Source organism: Haoranjiania flava, assembly GCF_025631005.1.
GTDB lineage: Bacteria > Bacteroidota > Bacteroidia > Chitinophagales > Chitinophagaceae > Haoranjiania > Haoranjiania flava.
The window spans coordinates 20,358-44,128 of sequence record NZ_JAOTPL010000020.1; the positions used below are offsets into that span (position 1 = coordinate 20,358).

Here is a 23,771-nt window from a genome sequence, read left to right on the forward strand (position 1 = left end):
ATGTAGAAAATTTATCAATATATCATTCAACAATAAACTTACCGCCAATACTTTCTAATTTCGTATTTTCGTTTGCTTTGAGAAACATATTTCAAGAGGATAATTATGCAGTTTTCACACCTACACGTTCATACAGAATATTCTTTACTCGACGGAGCAGCGTCTATTACAAGCCTTTTCAAAAAGGCTGAAAAAGACGGCATGCCTGCGCTTGCGCTTACTGACCACGGCAATATGTTTGGCGCATTTAACTTTGTAGCCGAAGCCTGGAAACGCACAAAAGTGATTGGTAAAACCCCCGAAGGCAAAGAAATAAAAGAACCCTTAATCAAGCCTATTGTAGGCTGTGAATTGTATGTGGTGGAAAACCGTTTTCAGAAGACATTTTCTAAAGATCAGAAAGATAAACGTTACCACCAGGTGATGCTTGCCAAGGATGAAACCGGCTATCACAACCTGGTAAAGCTTACCTCGCTGGGCTATATCGAAGGCATGTACAGCAAATACCCGCGTGTAGATAAGCAACTGATAGAAAAATACCATGAAGGCCTCATAGCTACTACCTGCTGTATCGGTGCGTACGTGCCACAGGCTATTTTATACAAAAGCCTTGAAGAAGCGGAAAAGGAATTTAAATGGTGGCTCGATCTTTTTGGTGAGGATTATTTTATAGAATTACAGCGCCACAACATTCCCGAGCAGGAAAAGATCAATAATGTATTGCTGGAGTTTTCTAAGAAGTACAATGTGCCTGTGATCTGCTCCAATGACAGCCACTATACAGACCAGGAAGACGCCAATGCGCATGATATCCTGCTCTGCATCAATACCGGTGAAAAGCAATCCACCCCCGGATATGACGATTTTGTGAATGATGATATTCAACTCAAAGCAAGGCGGTTTAAATTTCCCAACGACCAGTTTTATTTTAAAACAAAGCGTGAAATGGAGCAGCTTTTTAAAGATATACCGCAATCGCTCGACAACACCCAGATGATCGTAGACAGGATAAAACCGCTGCAATTGAAAAAAGATATCCTGCTGCCCAACTTCCCTATTCCCAAAGATTTTCAGACTACCGCCGACACTAAACTGAACCAGTGGAGCTACCTGCATTACCTTACTTTTGAAGGCGCTAAAACACGTTATTCGGAAATAACCCCTGAAATACGCGAGCGTATTGACTTTGAGCTGGATGTGATCAGGAATATGGGCTTTGCAGGCTACTTCCTTATTGTGATGGATTTCATCAAAGCCGGTAAAGATATGGGTGTTTTCGTAGGTCCGGGGCGCGGCTCCGCAGCGGGCAGTGTGGTGGCTTATTGCATTGGCATTACCAATATTGATCCCATCAAATACAACCTGCTGTTTGAGCGCTTCCTCAATCCCGACCGTTTGTCCATGCCGGATATTGATACCGATTTTGATGATGAAGGCAGGCAGCGGGTCATAGAGTATGTGATAGATAAATATTCCAAGCAACAGGTGGCACAGATCATCACCTACGGTACTATGGCTGCCAAAATGAGCATTAAAGATGTGGCACGGGTAATGGATCTGCCGCTGCCAGACTCTAACGCACTGGCTAAGCTGGTTCCTGAAAGGCCAGGCACAAAACTGCGCCGGGTGTTGCACGCTCCTATTTATAAAAGCGAAGAAAAAGACGGCGAGAAATCTCTTGAATCTAAAGAAGGCTACCAGGCAGATGAGATAGAGAGAATTAAAAAAATAAGGGAAATTTATAAAACACCCGGTTTGCAGTCCGATGTATTGCACGAAGCTGAAAGGCTGGAAGGGAAAGTGAGGAACACCGGCATACACGCGGCAGGCATCATCATTGCACCGGAAGACCTTACAGGGCTTATTCCGGTAGCTACAGCCAAAGATTCCGATCTTTGGGTGACCCAGTTTGAGGGTAGCACCATAGAAGATGCAGGCGTAATCAAGATGGATTTCCTGGGTTTGAAGAATTTATCTATCCTGAAAACTGCATTGGCGCTGATCAAAGAAAACCACGGCGTGGAAATTGATATTGATGCAATACCGTTGGATGACCAGAAAACCTATGAACTCTACCAGCGCGGCGAAACCAATGCTACATTTCAGTTTGAAAGCCCCGGCATGCAGAAACACCTGCGCGATCTTAAGCCAGACGTATTCGGCGACCTGATTGCGATGAACGCTTTATACCGCCCCGGCCCGCTGAAGTACATCCCAAATTTTATCAAACGAAAAAACGGCCTGGAAAAGGTACAATATGACCTGCCTGAAATGGAGGAATACCTCAATGATACTTACGGTATCACTGTGTACCAGGAACAGGTGATGCTGCTGTCGCAGAAGCTTGCAGGATTTACCAAAGGCAATGCAGACGTACTTCGCAAGGCTATGGGTAAAAAACAGATAGACGTGCTGAACAAGATGGAGACCCAGTTTATTGAAGGGGCGAAAGCCAAAGGTCATCCGGAAAAAATCCTGAAAAAGATATGGGATGACTGGAAGGAGTTTGCACAATACGCGTTTAACAAGTCGCATGCCACCTGTTATGCCTACGTAGCTTACCAGACAGGATATTTAAAAGCACACTACCCTTCTGAATACATGGCTGCCGTGCTCAATCATGCCGGCGCAATTGATAAGATCACTTTCTACATGGAAGAGTGTAAGCGAATGGGCATCCGGGTTTTGAGCTGCGATATCAATGAATCGCATAAAGGGTTTTCCGTAAATAAAAAGGGAGAGATACGCTTTGGCTTCGGCGGGGTAAAAGGCGTGGGTGATGCCGCCATTGACAGCATTTTGGAAGAAAGAAAAAAGAACGGCCCGTACAAAGATATTTTTGATTTTATAAAAAGGGTAAACCAGCGTACGGTCAACAAGAAATCTATTGAAAGCCTCATCTATTCCGGCGCTTTTGATTGTTTTCCCGAATACCACAGGGCACAGTATTTTTCCACCCAGCCCAATGAAAACAGCAACAATATTGAGCGCATTGTGCGGTTTGGAAATGTGTACCAGTCAAGCCTGGAACAGGTGTCTAATTCACTGTTCGGTGATTTAGGTATGCCTGAAGTGGCATTGCCCAAAATATTGCCCTGCACGCCCTGGAGCCTTATGGAAAAGCTGGATTACGAGAAAGAAGTGACCGGCATTTACATCAGCGGGCATCCGCTTGATAAATTTAAGTTTGAGCTCAACCATTTTAATATACTTCCTATAGATGAATTTAAAAAGATAAAAGACGATACGGAAACCATTCCCAACACCAATGCTACCTTGCGCCTTGCAGGCCTGGTAACTGATGCCCAGCATCGCGTAACCCGCACAGGACGGGAGTTTGGATCAATAACCTTAGAAGACTATACCGGCAATACAGAGTTGATGCTGTGGAGCGATGACTATGTAAAATTTAAGCATTATGTTGAAAAAGGACAAACGCTCTACATTTGCGGGCATTTTAAACAGCGGTTCAACACCGGGCAATATGAATTTAAGATCAACAACATCATGTTGCTGGAGTCTGTAAAAAACCAGTTCACCAACTCAGTAGAATTGCAGATGAAAGCAGAAGCCATCAGCCGGGAATTTATAGATTTTATGGAAGAGAATATAACGCGCTATCCCGGCAAAGCTGCTTTAAAATTCAAGGTCTATGACGAAAAGAGTGATTGCGAAGTTGACCTGTTTACAGCCAAAGGGGGCGTGGAGATGAATGATGAACTGTTGTACTACATCAGCGACCTGGTTGATGTGAACATTTCAGTAGATTGTAAAAACTAATACTGTGCTCACCTTCTTATTCAATAAGATATTTTACGGCATACTCGTACTGCTGGGCGTAGTAGTGATCGTGTTTTTCCTGTTTCAGGGATTCGGCGATCCGGCGCGTCTTGTACTTGGCCAGACCGGCGACAGCGCCACGATTCAGCATGTGCGCAAAGAGCTGGGACTCGATAAGCCTAAGTGGCAGCAACTGGCTATGTATCTCAACGATGTTTCTCCTATCGGTATTCATTCAGAAGAAGATATCAAAACCAAGCAGATCAAAGGCATTTTTATGGGTAAGGAAACAAAAGTTGGCATCAAGGTGCCTTACCTGCGCAGGTCTTACCAGACCAAAAGGCCGGTGATTGATCTGTTGTTTGAAGCTTTGCCCGGCACTGTGGTGCTTGCTTTATCCGCCATGCTGTTCGCCACGATTGTCGGCGTGTCGCTGGGCGTGCTGTCGGCAGTAAAGCATGGCACCTGGCTGGACACGAGCGCAGTGTTTACAAGTGTGCTGGGCATTTCGGCACCTTCATTTTTTATAGGCATTGTCATAGCCTACATTTTCGGTTTTTTGCTGAATGAATATACCGGCTTGTTTATGACGGGAAGCTTGTATGAATACCACCCGATACATGGCAGGCAGTTACAGTTAAAAAACCTGGTACTGCCCGCTGTCACACTGGGCATAAGGCCGCTGGCGATCATTGTGCAGCTCACCAGGAGTTCCATGCTGGATGTCTTAAGCAAAGATTATATCCGTACGGCCTATGCCAAGGGACTGAGCAAGAGAGATGTGATTGTGAAGCATGCGTTGCCCAATGCCTTAAACCCAGTTGTAACGGCTATTACAGGCTGGTTTGCCGAACTGCTTGCCGGCGCTTTTTTTATAGAGTATATTTTTAACTGGAAAGGTATTGGCAAAATCACTGTGGACGCCTTGGAAAACCTTGACTTCCCGGTAGTAATGGGCAGCGTATTGTTCACAGCCACTTTCTTCGTGGTGATCAACATCCTGGCAGACATTCTCTACGGTTGGATAGACCCGAGAGCAAGGGTTGTGTAGGTGACATGATTTGTATAGTTGTGGCAACTAAAAAACAAATACAAAATACACACATCAACGCTATCAAGTTAGCCGCTATTGTTTTAAACTGTTACTTGTGTAATTAAGACAAACAGCAACGTTTCACGGTATGCTACAAAAATTCAGCATTCAAGTGGATAAGCAATTCAGCTTCTTGGCTATTCTAAGCGATAAGTATTAAATTTCATTATTTTTTTAATATTATTTTTTTTGACCAATTATCAAAAATGTATATTTTTACCCAAACTATTTCTTATGAGAAAATTACTGGCAGTGCTATGCCTATCACTGTTTTTTCTTCGGTCCGATGCACAGATTTTAGACATGCTTAAAGGCAGGGTAAAAGACAAAGCGGTGGAAACAGCCACCTCGCTGGCAGGCAATAAGGTAAATAATCTCATTACAACCCAGGCCATCACTACCAACTTCGGCGATTGCGATGTGCGCAATATCAAAGATCCGGGCTTCGGCGCAGATGAACAATACACTGATCTTTGCCATGCGGAATTTTCAGAAAATGGTTTTGTACTGCGTCCCGGTTATTATGAGCTCAGGGTAAAAAGCTTTTGTCTCCAGGCAGGCACTTACGCCCCCGGAAAAGGCGATGGATATTTATATGCTCCGTTGAAAGGGCCTAAAAAAGATATTGTAGATAAAATTGTAAAAAACTGGTATAAAAAGCAGAATATCTCCCAGGCAGATGTGCAAATGCTGCTGTGGGCAATTATATCTAAAGCTAATTTCAAAAATATCAGCCCTGAATTAAAGCTGGTGGCAGCGCAATTACTTTCCCCTAAAGAAATATTGAGCCTGAGCAATATGGGGCTTGACTTTGTTCCTGACAATGTAATGTCTGAAGTAAAAATGAATCTGCCAAAGCCCGTACAACTGGTGTTGGAAGCAGAAAATAAAATGCGGCAATTCTTTAATTCAGCAAGTTATAATTACAATGAGCTGGAAAGATTTGCCATGCTTGCGGGTGTGAACACCCAAAGGTCTACCATTAACTATGGCACATGGGGCCTGCATCCCGGCGGCTTCTGGATAGCTTATCTGCCATCTGGTTACAGCCAGATGAAAGTACGCATCTTTGTACCGGCGGATAAAGGCACCGTAAACTATATACCGTCTAATGACGTAGCTGTGCCTGCAAACGAATCGAGCCAGCGGTTACTGCTCAGCGATGTGAAGAATTGTAATTAATTACTATTTTTTTTACCCATATATTGTAGAAAAATTTTACAGTGCAAAACGATGAAGTTGTACGGAATAATACCTATAGTTTTTAAAGTAAGTTTTGACTATCTTTAAACACAAAATTATTACTTACAACAAATACCTGCATCATGTGTTTAAAAAGAGCGCTCACCTGCATTCTGCTGCTGTTATCTGCAACAGTTTTTTCTCAGTCTGTAATTCGTATCAACCAATTGGGTTATCAGCCAAATGGTATCAAAGTAGCTGTATGGGGAACTAAGGAAAACGTGGTGCCTGCTGCGTTTGAGCTGATTGACTCGGCAACAAAGAAAGTAGTTTTTAGACACAGTACCGGTAAGAAATTCGGCGCATACGGGCCTTTTGCACATACACTGCGGTTAGACTTTACTAAGTATAAAACTTCCGGTGTTTATTTCCTGAGAGCAGGCAATGCGGTGTCGCCAAGCTTTAAAATTCATAAAGATGTATACAAAGGCACTGCAGACTTTACGCTCAGGTACATGCGGCAACAGCAATGCGGCTTTAATCCTTACACCAAAGATTCCTGCCATACACATGACGGCTACACTTTGTACGGCCCTATGCCGGATAGTACACGCATAGATGTTGTGGGCGGCTGGCACGATGCCTCTGATTACCTGCAATATTCCACAACTTCCGCCAATGCTGCGTTTCACCTGCTGGCAGCCTACCGAGATTTTCCCAATGTATTCGGTGATGCGCACCAGGCAAACGGCCTGGAAGGAAAAAACAATATCCCCGATGTGTTAGATGCTGCCAGGTGGGGCATGGACTGGCTGAAAAAAATGCATCCTAAAGATGACTGGTTATTCAACCAGATCGCTGATGACCGCGACCACCGCGGTATGCGCATTCCCAAAGAAGATACTTTTTATGGAAGGGGCTTTGAAAGGCCGGTGTATTTCTGTTCAGGCAAGCCACAGATGCGTAAAGACCTTTTGAATGAAACCAAAGGTGTGGCATCAACGGCCGGTAAGTTTACCGGCGCCTTTGCATTGGGCTATAAGGTATTCAAAGATATTGACCCGGATTACGCCAAATCCTTATACAACAAGGCTTTTACGGCTTACGAAATGGGCGTGAAGCAACCGGGTGTGCACCAGACAGCCTCCGTAGTATCGCCCTACATTTATGCAGAGGACAATTATGTTGATGACATGCACCTGGCTGCCGCAGAACTGTATTCGCTTACAAAGCAAGCACGGTATAAAAACGAATCATTGCACTTCGGCAGGCAGGAAAAAATTACACCCTGGCTGGGCAAAGACACAGCTAAACATTACCAATGGTATCCTTTTATTAACGTAGGGCATTATGCGCTGGGGAAATACAATGCCGCCAATAAAAAAGAAATGGCAGGCTACTACAGGCAAGGCATAGAGCTGGTTTGGAAGAAAGCTAAAAACAATGCATTCTACAGGGGCATTCCATTTATCTGGTGCAGCAATAACCTTACTACCTCATTTGCCATCCAATGCCTGTGGTACAAAGATCTTACAAACGACACGGCATATGATGAACTGATGCAGGCAAACCTTGACTGGCTCTTTGGCTGCAATCCCTGGGGCACCAGCATGGTGTATGGTTTACCAGCATGGGGTGATACGCCGGTAGATCCGCATGCAGCTTTTTCAAAGATCGGGAATATGCCTGTAGACGGGGGCCTTGTTGACGGGCCTGTGTATACCAACATCTATAAGAACCTGATAGGCATCAGGCTGGTTGATGAAGATGAGTATGCAGATTTTCAAAGCGACCTGGCTGTTTACCATGATGACTATGGCGATTACAGTACAAATGAGCCTACCATGGATGGTACCGCCTCACTGATCTACCTGCTGGCTGCCATGGAAAATCAAAACCAACCTGTAAAAAAAAAGCCATAGATAAGCATGGCGCCATCATACGCGGCGACACTGCTACCAAACAAATAGCGCTGGTATTCACGGGCGATGAATTTGCAGACGGGGCACAGCCTATCATAAACACTTTACAAAAAGCAGAAATAAAAGCTTCGTTCTTTTTAACGGGTAATTTCTATGCAAATCCTGCATTTGCCCCCGCCATAAAAAAATTAAAATTGCAGGGCCATTATCTTGGCGCACATTCTGATAAACATTTGCTGTACAACGACTGGCAAAATAGAGACAGCCTGCTGGTGACCAAAGAAGAATTTACAAAAGACCTTTTGGCTAATTATGCTAAGATGAAAGCATTCGGCATAGAAAAAAAAGAAGCATTGTATTTTCTGCCGCCTTATGAATGGTACAACCGGGCCATCGCAGGCTGGACGGATGAAATGGGTTTGACCCTGGTCAACTTTACCCCGGGAACCTTGTCCCATGCGGATTACACCACACCGGATGCTAAAAACTACCGTAGCTCAGCAGTTATATTTGACAATATTATAGCCTATGAAAATGCGAATAAAATGAATGGCTTTATTTTACTCTCACATATTGGCAGCAATCCTCAAAGAACCGATAAATTTTATACGTACCTGCCAAAGCTTATTACCTATCTGAAAAATAAAGGTTACCGCTTTGTTAAGATTGATGAATTGTTGCGTGAGGCTGGTAAGTAAAACAGATACAAATACAATTGGTCCGAACTCTTGGCTTATAAATTGATGCAGTTAGAATAACTAAAACTCAAATACTATGAAAAAACTATTTTTTGTGATTACCATGGCAGGCATGTTTGCCGCTTGTGATAATGCTGCCAACAATAATGATAATGATAGCAAAGATTCTGCAACAGAACAGAATGAAGTGGCGTTAGACAATACAGCAATGGAAGATGACTCAGACTTCGCCGTAGATGCAGCGCTCGGCGGACTTATGGAAGTGAAGTTTGGTGAATTGGCTAAAACCAATGCCTCATCACAAGCAGTAAAGGATTTCGGTGCAATGATGGTAACAGACCATACCAAAGCCAATGAAGAATTAAAAGCTCTTGCGCAAAAAAAGAATATCACGCTTCCTCAGGCTTTGGATGATGATAAGCAAAGAAAATATGATGAATTTGCTAAAAAGAAAGGTGCGGAATTTGACCGCGACTATATGGCTTTAATGGTAGAAGACCATAAGGAAGATATTGAAGATTTTAAGGACCAGGCGCAGAAAGGAAAAGACGCTGATCTGAAGGCTTTTGCTGCCGGAAAAATTCCTGTACTTGAGCATCATCTTGCAGAAGCAGAGAAAGTAAAGGCTGCGTTGAAATAAATTCAACACATAGCAGTATACAAGTGTAGAAAGCGGCAGCCTTCTACACTTTTTATATGGAATAACTGTTGCAAGGAAATATTTCCCGGAACACCACAATTGCGCATCCACAGTAATTCCCTGAATGTATAGTCAGCTATAATTCTGAAGATGCTTTAATAAAACATAATTGTTGATACTGTATTGATATTCCCTATAACTCCTTAATTTCGCAGCATTATGACTATTGAGCATTTAAATGATATAAAGGACCGTTTGAGTGTCCTGAGGAGGTTTCTTTGACGTCGATAACAGACAGTCAAAAATACAAATAGACAGGCAGCTCTCTTTGTCTGCCGGTTTTTGGGACGATAATGAACGGGCTACCCAAACCATGAAAGATATTCAGACCAATGAAAACTGGCTGAAGCTGTACACGGAAACACAAACGGCTGTAGAAGATTTTGCCACACTCTTTGAGTTCTGGAAGGAAAATGAAGCTACAGAAGAAGAGACTGCTGCGGCTTACCGAACAGCTTTGGAAAAACTGGAAGATGCAGAGTTTAAAAGCACGCTGAACCAGCCGGAAGATGAAATGCCGGCCGTATTGCAGATCACGCCGGGAGCAGGCGGAACTGAGAGCCAGGATTGGGCGGAAATGCTCTTGCGTATGTACCGCATGTATGGTGAAAAACAGGGATGGAAAGTCACAGAGCTTGAATACCAGGGTGGTGATGAAGCAGGCATTAAATCTGCCACCTTACAATTTGATGGCCCGTTTGCTTATGGCTTCTTAAAATCTGAAAGCGGTGTGCACCGCCTGGTGCGCATCTCTCCTTTTGACAGCAATGCCAGAAGGCACACATCTTTTGCTTCAGTATTTGTTTACCCGTTGGTAGATGATTCCATTGAAATCAACATCCATGAAAACGACATTAAAATGGAAACCGCACGCAGCGGCGGCGCCGGCGGGCAAAATGTAAACAAAGTAGAAACCAAAGTAATGCTTACACACATTCCTACAGGAATTGTAGTGATATGCCAGACAGAAAGAACACAGTTGGGCAACCGGGAAAAGGCAATGATCATGCTTAAAAGCCGGTTATACGAAGAGGAGCTGCGCAAGCGTGAAGCGCTGAAAGAAGAGGCTAATTCGTCGAAGAAAAAAATTGAATGGGGCAGCCAGATACGATCCTATGTCTTTCATCCATACAAAATGATCAAAGACCACCGTACAGATTTTGAAACAGGAAATATACAACCTGTCATGGATGGCGAGCTGGATGGCTTTATCAAGGCTTATTTGATGAGCGAAAAAGAATAACTTACACCAAATATTCAAACAGCATATCGCTTTTGTTAAGCTCTGTAAAGTCTAAATTGTATTTCAGCATCCGCTCGATGAGTGGCGGATAATCAGCTTTGTTGAGCAGTTCGAGGCCAACCAGTGCCGGGCCGTATTCTTTATTCACTTTGTGGATGTATTCAAAGCGTGCAATATCATCATTCGGCCCTAAGACATCATTTAAAAACTGGCGCAGGGATCCGGGTTTTTGTGCAAAACGTATGAGAAAATAATGTTTCAGCCCTTCAAATTGCAGCGAGCGCTCCTTGATCTCAGGCATGCGGTCAATATCGTTGTTGCTGCCGCTGACAATACAAACTACATTTTTACCTTTGATCCTGTCGCGGAAATCGTCCAGAGCTGCTATTGACAAAGCCCCGGCAGGCTCAGCTACAATTGCGTCCTTATTGTATAGTTCAAGAATGGTTGAGCATACTTTGCCTTCCTGCACCAGCTGTATTTCATCCGTTACTTCTTTAGCTACAATGTAGTTGAGGTCTCCTACTCTTTTTACGGCTGCGCCATCTACAAAACTGTCGACCTGATCCAATGTTATCGGGCCGCCGGCTTTAAAGGCAGCGGTAAGTGAAGGAGCGCCGGAAGGCTCCACCGCTATGATCTGTGTATCGCGTGAATGCTGCTTTACATACGAGCCAACCCCTGCCAGCAGGCCTCCGCCGCCTACAGGAATAAAAATATAGTCTACGTGTTCTATGTCTTCCAGTATTTCCTTGCCAATTGTACCCTGCCCTTCTATAACTTTTTCATGGTCAAACGGCGGTATAAAACTCATCTGGTGTTCTATGGTGTATTTCTTGGCAGCAATGGCGCAATCGTCGAAATTTTCCCCGTGCAGGATCACTTCAATATTTTCACCGCCAAACATTTTTGTCTGGTTGATCTTTTGTTTGGGAGTAATGCCGGGCATAAATACCACACCTTTGATGCCTAACGCTTTGCAGCTGTAAGCAAAACCCTGGGCGTGGTTGCCTGCGCTTGCGCATACAACGCCGTTCCTGGTTGCGCCTTCCGGCAGGGAGCGCATCATGTTGTAAGCACCGCGCAATTTATAAGAGCGCACAACCTGCAAGTCTTCTCTTTTTAAATAAACCTTACACTCGTACCTCGTTGAAAGATTCCTGTTGAATTGCAGCGGTGTATGCCTTACCACATCTTTCAACCGTACTGCCGCATCTGCAATGTTTACATTTAATTCCATTAACGTATCAAACATGTTATCTCGGACTATTTTAAAAAAGAATGTTTTGAATTTTAAAGGTAATTCAAAACATTCTATAGAAATTAATTATTTTCCGGCCTTAAACTTCTTACTGTTTTCCCGGCCTGCCACATTTCACTCTGCTGCAGCTCCTGTAATTCTGCATTGAGTTTATCGCGGTAGTCTGCCTGTGAGTTGCTGTCTATGGAGCGCTGTGATTCTTTGCCGCTGGCCACGCTTTCGTAAAGCTCTTCAAAAACAGGCTGGGTTGCATCCTTGAATTTTTTCCACCAGTCCAGTGCGCCGCGCTGTGCAGTGGTAGAGCAGTTGGCGTACATCCAGTCCATGCCGTTTTCGGCTACTAACGGCATCAGCGATTGCGTCAGTTCTTCTACAGTTTCGTTGAACGCTTCGGAAGGAGTATGACCTTTTGAGCGTAACACTTCATATTGCGCAGCAAAGATACCCTGTATAGCGCCCATCAGCGTGCCGCGCTCGCCTGTAAGGTCGCTGTACACCTCTCTTTTGAAATCTGTTTCAAATAAATATCCGCTACCTACAGCAATACCTAAAGCGATGGCTCTTTCTTTAGCTCTGCCGGTAGCGTCCTGGTATATAGCAAAGCTGCTGTTTAGCCCGCGTCCCTGCAGGAACATGCGGCGAAGAGATGTGCCTGAACCTTTAGGGGCTACAAGTATCACGTCTACATCAGCGGGTGGTACAATGCCTGTCTGCTCATTAAATGTAATGCCGAAGCCGTGTGAGAAATACAAGGCTTTACCGGCAGTCAGGTGCTTTTGTACAGTGGGCCATAGTTCTATCTGCGCAGCATCGCTCAGCAGGTAGCAGATGATGGTGCCTCTTTCCAAAGCTTCTTCTATTTCAAAAAGTGTTTCGCCCGGTACAAAGCCGTCGGCCACGGCTTTATCCCAACTTTTTGAGTTTTTACGCTGGCCCACGATAACGTTGATGCCATTGTCTTTCTGATTCAGCGCCTGACCCGGACCCTGAACGCCGTAGCCGATCACGGCTACAGTTTCACCTTTCAGTACTTCCTGTGCTTTTGAGAGCGGGAATTCTTCGCGGGTTACTACATTTTCTTCAACGCCGCCGAAATTTAATTTTGCCATATTGTGTTCTTGTTTTTGTTAATAGATGATGTTATCTGATTTTACACTAATCTTTTTATAGCTTTACAATATCCGTAATGCAATGTTTCGTGCATTAAAATCACCTGTGTGAGTTCCTCAAAATTAGCAGCCTCCGTAGCGAACGTAGTGAACTTACAAAGACTTATATGCGAAAACAAACCCTGGCGATAGTCCTGCTCTACCTGGTCAGGTAAAGTATTCATCAGTGTTTTAAGCTGCTCAATCTCTTCGCGGCCTATAAATGCATCGGGCCTGCTGCCGTTTTTATATTTTTCGGAAAATACTATTTGCCTATCCGGCTGCACGCCGGTGCGTATATAAAAAATAGCTTCTGTTGCTATGGCAATGTGCCCGTAGTTCCAGGCAATGTTGTTAGTAAAACCGGCAGGAACGGTGTTTAATTGCTCAATGGTTAGTTCGTTTATCAGCGCAGTAAAACTCTTTCTCAGTACTCTGATCAATTGTAAAGTATGCATCATGATGATTTTTTTACATGGTGAATACTTCTTCGTTCTGATCGAGGAATTCGTTTTCAATTACTTCCGGTGATGGGGCCTCCGCTTCAAATTCTTTCAATTTGGCATGGAAGCCTTCGCTGTTTTTAATGATGGCAACCCTGGCGCTTCTTACAAATTCTATCAGGCCGAATGGCGCTAAAGCTTTCAGCAGTTTGTCTATTTCTTCATGGTGGCCTACGTTTTCAAAAACAGTATAGTCGTTGCGGATCACTACTGCCTGTGCGCCACATTCGCGCAGTAACCTTTCTACCGTAGCTTTTTCAGCGATCACGCTGGTTGGTACTTTGTACAGGGCCAGTTCCTGCCAAACGATCTCATCATTGGTATTGTAATAAGCCTTCAGCACTTCTACCTGCTTTTCTATCTGCCGGCATATCTTGCGGATGAGGTCTTCTGTTTCTTCAATTACAATGGTAAACCTTGAAATGCCTTCAATCTCTGTGGGAGATACGTTCAGGCTTTCCACGTTTATTTTTCTCCTTGAAAACATGATGGAGATACGGCTCAACAATCCGATCTGGTTTTCAGTAAATATCGTGATTGTATATTCTTTTTTAGTGCCCATTTTATTTGTGAGTTATGATTTGTGATGTATGATGTATGATTTGTAATGTATGATTTAATTTACGAGTTTTTGCGCTTATATTTTGCTGTTTTACTGATCTGTGCCAAGATAGCTGTCAGTTCATTTGCTTCTGTTTTAGGTGAAGGACGCTATGGCTATTCATAAAATCATCAATGGATTTAGCACACGCTGTGGCTCTGCTCTTACTCCTGCTGAAGCTAACAACTGCCCCGCTAATTCATGCAACAGCATTTTCGGGTAGCGTTTCAACAAATTAATAACCTCTAAGTGAAATTTTTTTGTTCTGTTATGCAAGTCTGATCTGTTCATCATTCATAAATCCTTACATCTTAAATTAATTTATTTCAACCTGATTTCGCTTACGCTGTTGCCTTGCGGAACCATCGGGAATACATTGTTTTCCTTCCCTACCATCACTTCCAGCACGTAAGCATCTTCCGCATCCAGCATTTCCTGTAAACCTTCACGCAAATCTTTCCTGTCGCTGATTTTCCTGGAAGCAATGCCGTAGCCTTCGGCAACTGTCTGGTAATTGGGGCTTTGAATGTCAACGAAAGAATATCTTCTATCGTTGAAAAGTTGTTGCCACTGGCGTACCATTCCCAGGAATTCATTGTTCAATATCAGGATTTTTACTTTTATTTTTTCCTGCATGATGGTGCCGAATTCCTGTATGGTCATCTGTATACCTCCATCGCCTACAATACCTATCACGGTTCTGTCCGGCGCGCCTACTGCGGCGCCGATAGCAGCCGGCAATCCAAAGCCCATGGTGCCCAATCCGCCTGATGTAATATTGCTTCTTGATTGTGTATATTTTGCGTACCGGCAGGTAACCATCTGGTGCTGGCCAACGTCTGTAACCAATATAGCATCCCCGTTTGTAAGGTTGTTAAGTTCCTTGATCACCTCACCCATAGACATGATCTCGGTTGACGGGTTCATTTCCGGGTGTATCACTTCTTTTATCTCTTCTTTTTCCAGTTCACGGAATTCATTCAGCCAGGCGCTATGATCTCTTTTCACAATCAGCTCCGTAAGCATGGGCAATGTTTCTTTACAATCTCCCCACACCGGTACGGTTGTTTTTACATTCTTATCAATTTCAGCAGGATCAATATCCAGGTGAATGATTTGTGCCTGTTTGGCATATTTATCCAGCCTGCCGGTAACGCGGTCATCGAAACGCATACCCACTGCTATCAACACATCGCAGGAATTGGTTTGCACATTCGGCGCATAGTTGCCATGCATACCCAGCATGCCTACATTGAGCTTGTGGTCTGATGGTAAAGCGCTCTCACCCAGGATCGTCCAGCCGGCAGGAATATCTGCTTTTTCAATAAACTCTTTAAATTCTTTTTCTGCCTCACCCAAAATTACTCCCTGCCCGAAGATCACAAATGGTTTTTTAGCTTCGTTGATCACCTGTGCAGCACGCTCTATATATTCTTTGCGCACCAATGGTTTGGGCCTGTAGCTTCTTATGCGGCTACATCTCTCGTAAGGCGGGCATTCAAATTTTTCTATCTGTGCATTTTTGGTAATATCAATCAGCACCGGCCCGGGGCGCCCTGTTTGAGCAATGTGAAACGCTTTCGCTAAAACGGAAGGTATCTCATCTGCCTGGGTTATCTGGTGATTCCATTTTGTAATAGGCGTTGTAATGTTTACCACATCAGTCTCCTGGAAGGCATCGGTGCCCAGCAGGCTGGCAAATACCTGGCCTGTAATACAGACAAGAGGTGTACTGTCAATCATAGCGTCTGCAATACCTGTGACCAGGTTGGTTGCGCCAGGTCCGCTGGTGGCAAACACTACGCCTACCTTGCCGGAAGCTCTTGCATAACCCTGGGCTGCATGAATAGCGCCCTGTTCATGACGGACTAAAATATGTTTGATCTTTGTGTTGTAATCATACAACGCATCATAAATAGGCATGATTGCACCTCCCGGGTAACCGAAGATTGTACTTATATCTTCGGCAAGTAATGCTTCAAGAACTGCCTGTGAACCGCTTAACTCTGCCATTTTTTATTTTATTTTATTTTTTTTAATTACCAATTTTTACTCTCTCTGAATGCAACTATCTGTTGTGTATGATGTTTGCCATGCCAAACGCTCACTGATACAAGGTTCCAAAGCTTTACAGGCTTTTCCCGGTCTGGATAAACTACGGTACGCATCCAATCCTTATCACTCAGACCGGTTAACAGCTTTTCCCATTTATTGTGTAAGGCATGCAATAATGTGAGCGAGACATTTACGGGTACGGCGGCATCGTTCAGCGTTATCCATGCATCCTGGTCAAACGGGGTAATTGTGGGGTTGTCCTGTGCCAGAGCAAATTTACACCTTGTATAATAATTAATGCTGCTGTCTGCCATGTGATGCACGAACTGAGCAGGCGACCATCCGCCATGCCTGTATGGTGTGTTTAGCTGGTACTCATCCAGGTCTTTGACAGCCATTTCCATCAACGCGGGCAATGCCGCCAGGTCCGAAAGCATTTTCTCTTTCAATGTATTTGAAAAAGGCTTTGGCTCAAATGTGCCGATCGGGTATTGCAGATTTGTTTCACTCATTTTGTTTATTTAAAAATCATCAGTAACGCATCCTTTATCAGCCGGCGCCACTGTTTTCGCGTATTTATATAAAAGACCGCTTTTAACTTTCAGTTCGGGTTGCTGCCATGCAGCTTTGCGTTTAGCAATTTCTTCTTCGCTAACTTTCAAAGTGATCGTATTATTCACTGCATCTATTTCAATGATGTCATCATCCTGTACAAGTCCTATCAGGCCGCCCTCGAAAGCTTCTGGTGTAATATGGCCTACAACGAAACCATGTGTGCCGCCGCTGAACCTTCCGTCGGTAATCAAAGCAACAGACTTGCCCAAGCCTGCACCGATAATGGCGCTTGTGGGCTTCAGCATTTCCGGCATACCCGGTGCGCCTTTGGGACCTTCGTTGATGATCACTACCACATCGCCTTTTCTTACACGCCCGCTTTCAATGCCTTTGATCAGGTTCTGTTCGCCGTCAAAAACTCTTGCCGTACCTTCAAATCGTTCGCCTTCTTTACCGGATATTTTGGCTACACTGCCGTTTTCCGCAAGGTTGCCGTATAGTATCTGCAGGTGGCCCGTAGCTTTGATGGGCTTTTCCAGGGGATAAATAATGTCTTGCTTTTCAAAGTCAAGATCGGGTACTTCTGCCAGGTTATCTGCCAATGTTTTTCCTGTAACCGTCAGGCAGGAGCCATCCAGCAAGCCTTTGCCCAATAAATATTTCATCACTACCGGCAGGCCGCCGCTATTGTGCAGGTCCTGCATTAAATATTTTCCGCTGGGTTTAAAGTCAGCCAGCACGGGGATGCGGTTGCTTACATTTTGCACATCGTCCTGCGTTAAAACAATGTCTACCGCTTTAGCCATAGCTATCAGGTGCAGCACAGCGTTGGTACTTCCGCCCAAAACCATGATCGTTACCAGTGCATTTTCAAATGCAGCCCTGGTCATGATGTCGCGCGGTTTTATATCCTTTTCGAGTAATAATTTTATGGCTCTTCCTGCATCTTCACATTCCCTTCTTTTTTCTTCGCTGATGGCCGGGTTGGAAGATGAGTAAGGCAATGACATGCCTAAAGCTTCAATGGCAGCGGCCATAGTGTTAGCGGTATACATACCGCCACATGCTCCTGCGCCCGGGCAGGAATGTTTTACTATCTGAATAAAATCTTCCGGTGTAATGTCGCCCGCAATCTTTTGTCCCAGCGCTTCAAACGCAGAAACAATATTAAGGTCCTGGCCCTGGTAATGCCCGGGAGCAATTGTGCCGCCGTAAACCATGATGGACGGGCGGTTGAGCCTCCCCATCGCGATCAGGGAGCCCGGCATGTTTTTATCGCAGCCCGGTACAGCTATCAGCCCATCATAATATTGCGCGCCGCATACGGCTTCAATACTGTCTGCGATCACATCGCGGCTGATGAGCGAGTAGCGCATGCCGGGTGTTCCGTTGCTCATACCATCGCTTACGCCTATTGTATGGAATATCAGGCCCACGAGATCATTCTTCCACACACCATCTTTGATCACTTTGGCAAGATCATTCAGGTGCATGTTGCAGGTGTTGCCGTCGTAGCCCATGCTTACGATGCCTACCTGCGCCTTTTGTAAATCTTCATCTGTAAGGCCTATGCCATATAGCTGTGCCAATGTTGCGGGCTGTGTTTCGTCCTGTGTGAATGTTTTGGAATATTTGTTTAATTCTGACATGAAAATATTTGTTCTGCTTATTAATTTAAATGATGGTTGATTTGCCCAGTACCACGTACTTTTTATTGATCTCTGATGGCGCTTTCTGCTCTATAAAATCCTTCATGAGGTCACCGATCACAGAAGTGGAGTAATAATTTACCGAGTCAATATCCTGGCTTACAAAGCCATGTTCCAATGCCCAGCTTACTGCTCTTCTCACAAGCGCCGCTTCTTCATACATCTCAAAATAATCCAGCATCATAGCTGCAGATAAAACCGATCCTACGGGGTTGGCAATATCCTTGCCTGCACCCTGCGGATATGATCCGTGGATGGGCTCAAACAAAGCGGTGCCCGAACCTATTGAAGATGAGGGCAGCAGGCCAATAGAACCGCTGAGCACACTTGCTTCATCGCTGATAATATCTCCGAACATATTTTCTGTAAGAATTACATCAAATTGTTTGGGCTTAATGATCAGCTGCATAGATGCATTGTCAACAAACATATAATCAACAGCTACTTCAGGATATTGCTGTGCAATTTCCTGCACTACTTTTCTCCACAAGCGCGATGTTTCCAAAACATTTGCCTTATCAACCAGTGTTATTTTTTTCTTTCTGTTCATAGCGTGGTTAAACGCCAGGTGAGCTACCCGCTCTATTTCAGCTTTGGTATACAAACAGAGGTCTGAAGCTGTATTTTTATCATCACTCAATGTTTTCTCGCCAAAATAAATTCCTCCCGTAAGCTCGCGGTATATAACAAGGTCAACATCTTGAAGCCTGTCAGGTTTCAATGGCGATAAGTGTTGCAATGTAGGGTACGTGCTTATGGGGCGTATGTTTGCATAAAGCTGCAGCTCCTTCCTGATGCGCAGCAAACCCTGTTCAGGCCTCACTTTTGCATGGGGGTCATTATCGTATTTAGGATGGCCTATGGCGCCAAACAATACGGCATCGCTGTTTTTGCAACTGTCTATTGTGGCCTGTGGAAGCGGATCGCCGGTTTTATCAATAGCGCAGGCGCCCATTATCTGCTGATCGTAATTAAATTTATGGTTGAACTGCTCAGCAACAGCATTCAACACTTTTATTGATTGCTTGGTAACCTCCGGACCGATTCCGTCTCCGCAGATGACTGTTATTTTCTTTTCCATATAATTGCTGCACAAAGCAGCTATTTTTTTAATTTAAGCTTAATGTATATTTTATACAATCAGGTATTTCCTCATCGTAGTGGCTCACGTAAATAATTGTTTTATCAGTATTTCCGGCTATCTCATCAACCAGGTTCACAAAGGCTTTGGTTTGCCGGCTGTCCAGTCCCTGGCATGGTTCATCCAGCATTAACAAAGGCGGGTCTTTTACTAAAGCTCTCGCTAATAAAAGCAGTCTTTGTTTACCCTGAGATACTGAAGACAATGTTTTTAAGGCATCATGCTGCATATACAAAATATTGAGCCATTTATGAACTAAACCAATTTGTTCTTCAGTTAATTTTCTATATAAGCCAATGGTGTCAAAGAACCCGGATGCAACAGTTTCAAAACACGTGATACTTTTGTCAAAGTAGGCGTATAACTCCGATGACATAAAACCGATATTCTTTTTTATATCCCAAATGCTTTCTCCTGTGCCTCTTTTCCTGTCAAACAAAATAATATCATTTGCATAAGCCTGTGGGTTATCGCCATTGATCAGACTCAGTAAAGTAGATTTCCCTGAACCATTCCTTCCGCTCACCAGCCAACGTTCGCCTTTCTTCACCAACCAGTGAATAGAATCCAGGATTTGTTTTTCACCATACTTCACACTTACATTTGTCATTTGTACAGCTATAGCAAATTCTTTACTGTTTTTAGATAATGGCAGTTCTGAAAGATCAAAGCGTGATTTTTCACTGATGTGCGTTTTAAAAGTATAATCTTCCTTACGCCTGAAAAAATTTACTTTTCCTCCTTTTAACTCCAACACATGTGTAAACACATCCAGGTATTCGAAGTGAGCGCCTGCTATAATGATGAGCTGGGCATATTTGCCTATTTGCTTCAAAATTGCGCCTAAATTTTTTCTGCTCTCTACATCCAGGCCGGTGAAAGGTTCATCAAAAATAAGCAACTGTGCCTCTTCAAGCAAAGCTTTCATTAACTGGAAACGTTTGTGTTCACCACTTGATAGTTGCAGTAATGGCTTGTCAAGAATATACTGCACATTGAATTGATCTGAAAGAAAATTAATTCTTGGCTTATCATTTTTCACTTTCACCAGCGATTCTGAAACAGTATCACTATCCTCATTATCATAACTGTTGTAACGCTGCTGGTAGTAACCATCGGTGGTATTGCTTTTGTTTTTTAATGTCATCCTCTGCTCAACAAAAACTTTTTTCTTATTGCCCGAAAATACCAATTTCAAAGAGCCTGATGCAAATATTTTACCTGCTAAAACCTTTGCCAGTATTGTTTTTCCGCTTCCGGAGCTGCCTGTTATGATTAAATGTTCTCTGTCATTTAACCGGAAAGAAACATTCTGCAGCAGATATTCTTCGCCTGCTTTTAGTGTTATAGATTCGGCGCAAATCACTGATTATTATATTTCTTTTCAAACTCCTCAATCTCATCCCGCATATTCAGTAAATAGTCTATATCGTCGAAGCCGTTGATCAGGCAGGTTTTTTTATATTCATTGATCTCGAAAAACTCCTGTTTGCCGGTAGGGATCACCGTGATAGTTTGTTTTTTAATATCCACCTCAATTTCAGTAGCCGGATCTTTTTTCAGCTCCTCAAAGATATGCTGTAAAAATTCTTCTGAAACGGTTACCGGCACTATAAAATTGTTCAGAGCATTATTTTTAAAAATATCGGCGAAGAAGCTGCTCACTACCACATCAAAACCATAATCTTTTATAGCCCATGCAGCATGCTCGCGCGAAGATCCGCAGCCGAAATTCTTTCCGGCTATCAATATTTTTCCTGAATAGATTTTGTTGTTTAAAGGAAATGAAGCTACCTGTTGAGACTCATCATCATTTTCATAACGCCAGTCGCGAAAAAGGTTTTTACCGAAGCCCTCTCTGCTTGTAGCTTTCAGGAAGCGCGCCGGTATGATCTGGTCTGTATCAATGTTTTCCAGTTCAATAGGAACTGCACCAGACCTGATAGTTTTTCTTTGATTGTATTGCACGCTGGTGCCTCCCTTGCTTTCTTCCTGCTTATTCAAAATAATTCCCATACAATATTTTACTTTAATTAATTCTCCAACAATTCCACCATCTTTTTTGCGCTGATCACCGGCAACAGCGGGTGTGCTATTTTTTTATAATCTTTTAAATCAGAAGTAACGAAATAATCCATCTTATTGTCCAATGCTATTTGGTATAATACCGCCTTTTCCAGATCATTTTTTGCAGTGTGATATGCTTTGATGACTGTTTCGTTTGAGCAGGGAAGCACTGTAATAAAGGAAAGCATTTCGTTGATTCCTTTTTTAAACATATCTGCTTTTATGCTTTTACTTGTAAGATATGCCGTAGTATTAATCACTGATTCAGATAAAAATAAATTGAATACTCCTACTTCACCTGCCGAAATGATTGTCCACGCATCGTTATTCCCCTGCCTTTCTGCGAGGTAAGCATCCACAATGATATTTATATCTAAAAATAGATTATACGCCATACTTTTCTTTTAAATAATCCTCGTGCGCTCTGTTGATATCAACAATGGAAATATCATTAATGCATCCGCCATATTTCTCCACAAAAGATTTCTTGCCCGACCTATACTTTGCTTCTTTCCTGATCAGTGAAGAAAAATATTCTTCGGCTATTTTCGATACAGATGTTTTTCTTTTTGCCGCATATTGTTTAATGCGCATTGCTGTATCTTCTTGTATAGTAAGGTTTAATTTTGTGGTCATTACTTATCATTTTTATAAAGATACGCCTCTTTTTTAATTATACGCCTACAAATGTTATTATTTACTAATCTGGAAACATTATACCAGCTCTCTTACATCTGTAACCTTACCAGTAATAGCCGCAGCTGCTGCTGTTAAAGGGCTTGCAAGCATTGTTCTGGCATTCTGCCCCTGCCTCCCTTCAAAATTCCTGTTGCTGGTAGATACGCAATATTTACCGGCCGGTATTTTATCTTCATTCATGCCCAGGCAGGCACTGCAACCGGGTTGGCGAAACTGGAAACCTGCCGCCTCAAGTATTTCATCAATGCCTTCTGCTTTTGCCTGTGCTTCCACCTGCTTGCTGCCCGGCACTACCCAAACGGTGACATGCGCTGCCTTCTTTCTGCCTTTTACAAACTCCGCTACTGTGCGCAGATCTTCAATACGGCTGTTGGTGCAACTGCCTATGAACACGTAATCTATAGGGTGGTCTTTTAATGTTTCACCCGCATGGAAACCCATATATGCTATGGATTTTTCAAAAGAAGTCCTGTCTTTTTCTTCAACCTCGTTGATAGCCGGTACGCTTCCTGTGATGCCAACGCCCATGCCGGGATTTGTTCCGTAAGTGATCATGGGTTCTATGTCTTCGGCCTTGAAGAAATATTCCTTATCGAACCGGGCATCTTCATCTGAATAAAGCTCCTTCCATTCAGCCAGTTTCTTTTCCCACGCTTCTCCGGATGGTGCAAATTTCCTTCCTTTGATATAATCAAAAGTGACTTCATCCGGCGCTATCATACCGCCGCGTGCGCCCATTTCTATGCTCATGTTGCAAATGGTCATCCGTGCTTCCATGCTTAAGTTACGTATGGAAGATCCTGCAAACTCAACAAAATAACCGGTGGCACCGCTTGCAGATATTTTTGAAATGATGTAGAGAATAATGTCTTTTGAAGTAACTCCTTTTCCCAACTCGCCGTCAACATTTATGCGCATCAGTTTCGGACGGCTCTGAAGAAGGCATTGCGTTGCCAGTACCATCTCCACTTCGCTTGTGCCTATACCAAATGCAATGCTGCCAAATGCTCCGTGGGTACTGGTGTGGCTGTCGCCGCAAACATAGGTGCAGCCGGGCTGTGTTACTCCCAGTTCAGGCCCTATTACATGTACAATTCCCTGGAAAGGATGCCCCAGCCCATATAGTTCTATGCCAAACTTGGCGCAATTTTCCTTCAGCGTCTCAACCTGTATACGGCTCAGTTCTTCCCTGATGGGCAATTCCTGGTGGAGCGTAGGTACATTGTGGTCGGCGGTTGCTACCACCTGCTGCGGCCTGAATACAGGCAGGCCTCTTTTCTCCAGCCCTTTGAATGCCTGCGGGCTGGTAACTTCATGAATAAAATGCCTGTCAATGTATAGGACTGACGGTCCTCCTTCAATTTCTTTTATTACATGTTTTTCCCAGATCTTATCAAATAACGTCATTCAATAA

Annotated in this window: 20 protein-coding genes; 7 read left to right on the forward strand and 13 right to left on the reverse strand. The window is 43.6% G+C overall.

What is annotated here, in order from left to right:
* Window positions 1-105 precede the first annotated feature (105 nt).
* The 7 genes from dnaE to prfB all read left to right on the forward strand — a co-directional run bounded on the left by dnaE (window position 106) and on the right by prfB (window position 10,618).
* Window positions 106-3,780, forward strand: a complete 3,675-nt coding sequence (gene dnaE / locus OD355_RS11815; RefSeq protein ID WP_263038693.1) for a DNA polymerase III subunit alpha — start codon at window positions 106-108, stop codon at window positions 3,778-3,780.
* 4 nt (window positions 3,781-3,784) lie between these two features.
* A complete protein-coding gene (locus tag OD355_RS11820) occupies window positions 3,785-4,831 on the forward strand; it encodes an ABC transporter permease (protein ID WP_263038694.1) in 1,047 nt (348 codons plus the stop codon).
* Between the two features lie 276 nt (window positions 4,832-5,107).
* Entirely contained in the window at window positions 5,108-6,055 is a 948-nt protein-coding gene (locus OD355_RS11825; protein ID WP_263038695.1) for a hypothetical protein, read from the forward strand.
* Window positions 6,056-6,198: 143 nt separating this feature from the next.
* A complete protein-coding gene (locus OD355_RS11830) occupies window positions 6,199-7,977 on the forward strand; it encodes a glycoside hydrolase family 9 protein (RefSeq protein ID WP_263038696.1) in 1,779 nt (592 codons plus the stop codon).
* A 50-nt stretch (window positions 7,978-8,027) separates the two neighbouring features.
* Window positions 8,028-8,675, forward strand: coding sequence for a polysaccharide deacetylase family protein (locus OD355_RS11835; protein ID WP_382303498.1), 648 nt, complete (start codon window positions 8,028-8,030; stop codon window positions 8,673-8,675).
* Between the two features lie 76 nt (window positions 8,676-8,751).
* Window positions 8,752-9,315, forward strand: a complete 564-nt coding sequence (locus OD355_RS11840) for a DUF4142 domain-containing protein (RefSeq protein WP_263038697.1) — start codon at window positions 8,752-8,754, stop codon at window positions 9,313-9,315.
* Between the two features lie 219 nt (window positions 9,316-9,534).
* Window positions 9,535-10,618 (forward strand): peptide chain release factor 2 gene (prfB, locus tag OD355_RS11845; protein ID WP_263038698.1). Its coding sequence is split into 2 segments (ribosomal slippage): window positions 9,535-9,594 and window positions 9,596-10,618, totalling 1,083 coding nucleotides; the frame shifts between segments, so codons are not numbered across the junction.
* Window position 10,619: 1 nt separating this feature from the next.
* On the opposite strand, the gene ilvA is transcribed toward prfB, so the two are convergent.
* The 13 genes from ilvA to leuC form a co-directional block, all read right to left on the reverse strand.
* Window positions 10,620-11,873, reverse strand: a complete 1,254-nt coding sequence (gene ilvA, locus OD355_RS11850; protein WP_263038699.1) for a threonine ammonia-lyase IlvA — start codon at window positions 11,871-11,873, stop codon at window positions 10,620-10,622.
* A 68-nt stretch (window positions 11,874-11,941) separates the two neighbouring features.
* The gene (gene ilvC / locus OD355_RS11855) at window positions 11,942-12,988 is read right to left on the reverse strand and encodes a ketol-acid reductoisomerase (protein ID WP_263038700.1); all 1,047 of its coding nucleotides are present in this window, start codon (window positions 12,986-12,988) and stop codon (window positions 11,942-11,944) included.
* Window positions 12,989-13,029: 41 nt separating this feature from the next.
* Window positions 13,030-13,488: a DinB family protein gene (locus tag OD355_RS11860; RefSeq protein ID WP_263038701.1), complete on the reverse strand. Its 459-nt coding sequence runs from the start codon at window positions 13,486-13,488 to the stop codon at window positions 13,030-13,032.
* Between the two features lie 10 nt (window positions 13,489-13,498).
* Window positions 13,499-14,092, reverse strand: a complete 594-nt coding sequence (gene ilvN, locus OD355_RS11865) for an acetolactate synthase small subunit (RefSeq protein WP_263038702.1) — start codon at window positions 14,090-14,092, stop codon at window positions 13,499-13,501.
* A 360-nt stretch (window positions 14,093-14,452) separates the two neighbouring features.
* Window positions 14,453-16,144, reverse strand: a complete 1,692-nt coding sequence (ilvB, locus tag OD355_RS11870; RefSeq protein WP_263038703.1) for a biosynthetic-type acetolactate synthase large subunit — start codon at window positions 16,142-16,144, stop codon at window positions 14,453-14,455.
* Between the two features lie 26 nt (window positions 16,145-16,170).
* Window positions 16,171-16,698, reverse strand: a complete 528-nt coding sequence (locus tag OD355_RS11875; RefSeq protein ID WP_263038704.1) for a YfiT family bacillithiol transferase — start codon at window positions 16,696-16,698, stop codon at window positions 16,171-16,173.
* A 9-nt stretch (window positions 16,699-16,707) separates the two neighbouring features.
* Window positions 16,708-18,390, reverse strand: coding sequence for a dihydroxy-acid dehydratase (ilvD, locus tag OD355_RS11880; RefSeq protein ID WP_263038705.1), 1,683 nt, complete (start codon window positions 18,388-18,390; stop codon window positions 16,708-16,710).
* A gap of 25 nt (window positions 18,391-18,415) precedes the next feature.
* Window positions 18,416-19,531 carry a 3-isopropylmalate dehydrogenase gene (leuB, locus tag OD355_RS11885; RefSeq protein WP_263038706.1) on the reverse strand — a complete coding sequence of 372 codons (1,116 nt, stop codon included), beginning with the start codon at window positions 19,529-19,531 and terminating at the stop codon, window positions 18,416-18,418.
* 28 nt (window positions 19,532-19,559) lie between these two features.
* Entirely contained in the window at window positions 19,560-20,957 is a 1,398-nt protein-coding gene (locus OD355_RS11890) for an ATP-binding cassette domain-containing protein (RefSeq protein ID WP_263038707.1), read from the reverse strand.
* Entirely contained in the window at window positions 20,954-21,607 is a 654-nt protein-coding gene (gene leuD / locus OD355_RS11895; RefSeq protein ID WP_263038708.1) for a 3-isopropylmalate dehydratase small subunit, read from the reverse strand. Before leuD ends, OD355_RS11890 begins: the two co-directional genes overlap by 4 nt.
* Before the next feature lie 17 nt (window positions 21,608-21,624).
* Complete coding sequence (locus OD355_RS11900) at window positions 21,625-22,053, reverse strand: type II toxin-antitoxin system VapC family toxin (RefSeq protein WP_263038709.1); 429 nt, start codon at window positions 22,051-22,053, stop codon at window positions 21,625-21,627.
* Window positions 22,043-22,294 (reverse strand): DUF6364 family protein, encoded by a 252-nt coding sequence (locus OD355_RS11905; RefSeq protein WP_263038710.1) that lies wholly within the window; start codon window positions 22,292-22,294, stop codon window positions 22,043-22,045. The genes OD355_RS11900 and OD355_RS11905 overlap by 11 nt, the downstream gene beginning before the upstream one ends.
* A gap of 78 nt (window positions 22,295-22,372) precedes the next feature.
* A complete protein-coding gene (gene leuC / locus OD355_RS11910) occupies window positions 22,373-23,764 on the reverse strand; it encodes a 3-isopropylmalate dehydratase large subunit (protein WP_263038711.1) in 1,392 nt (463 codons plus the stop codon).
* Window positions 23,765-23,771 lie beyond the last annotated feature (7 nt).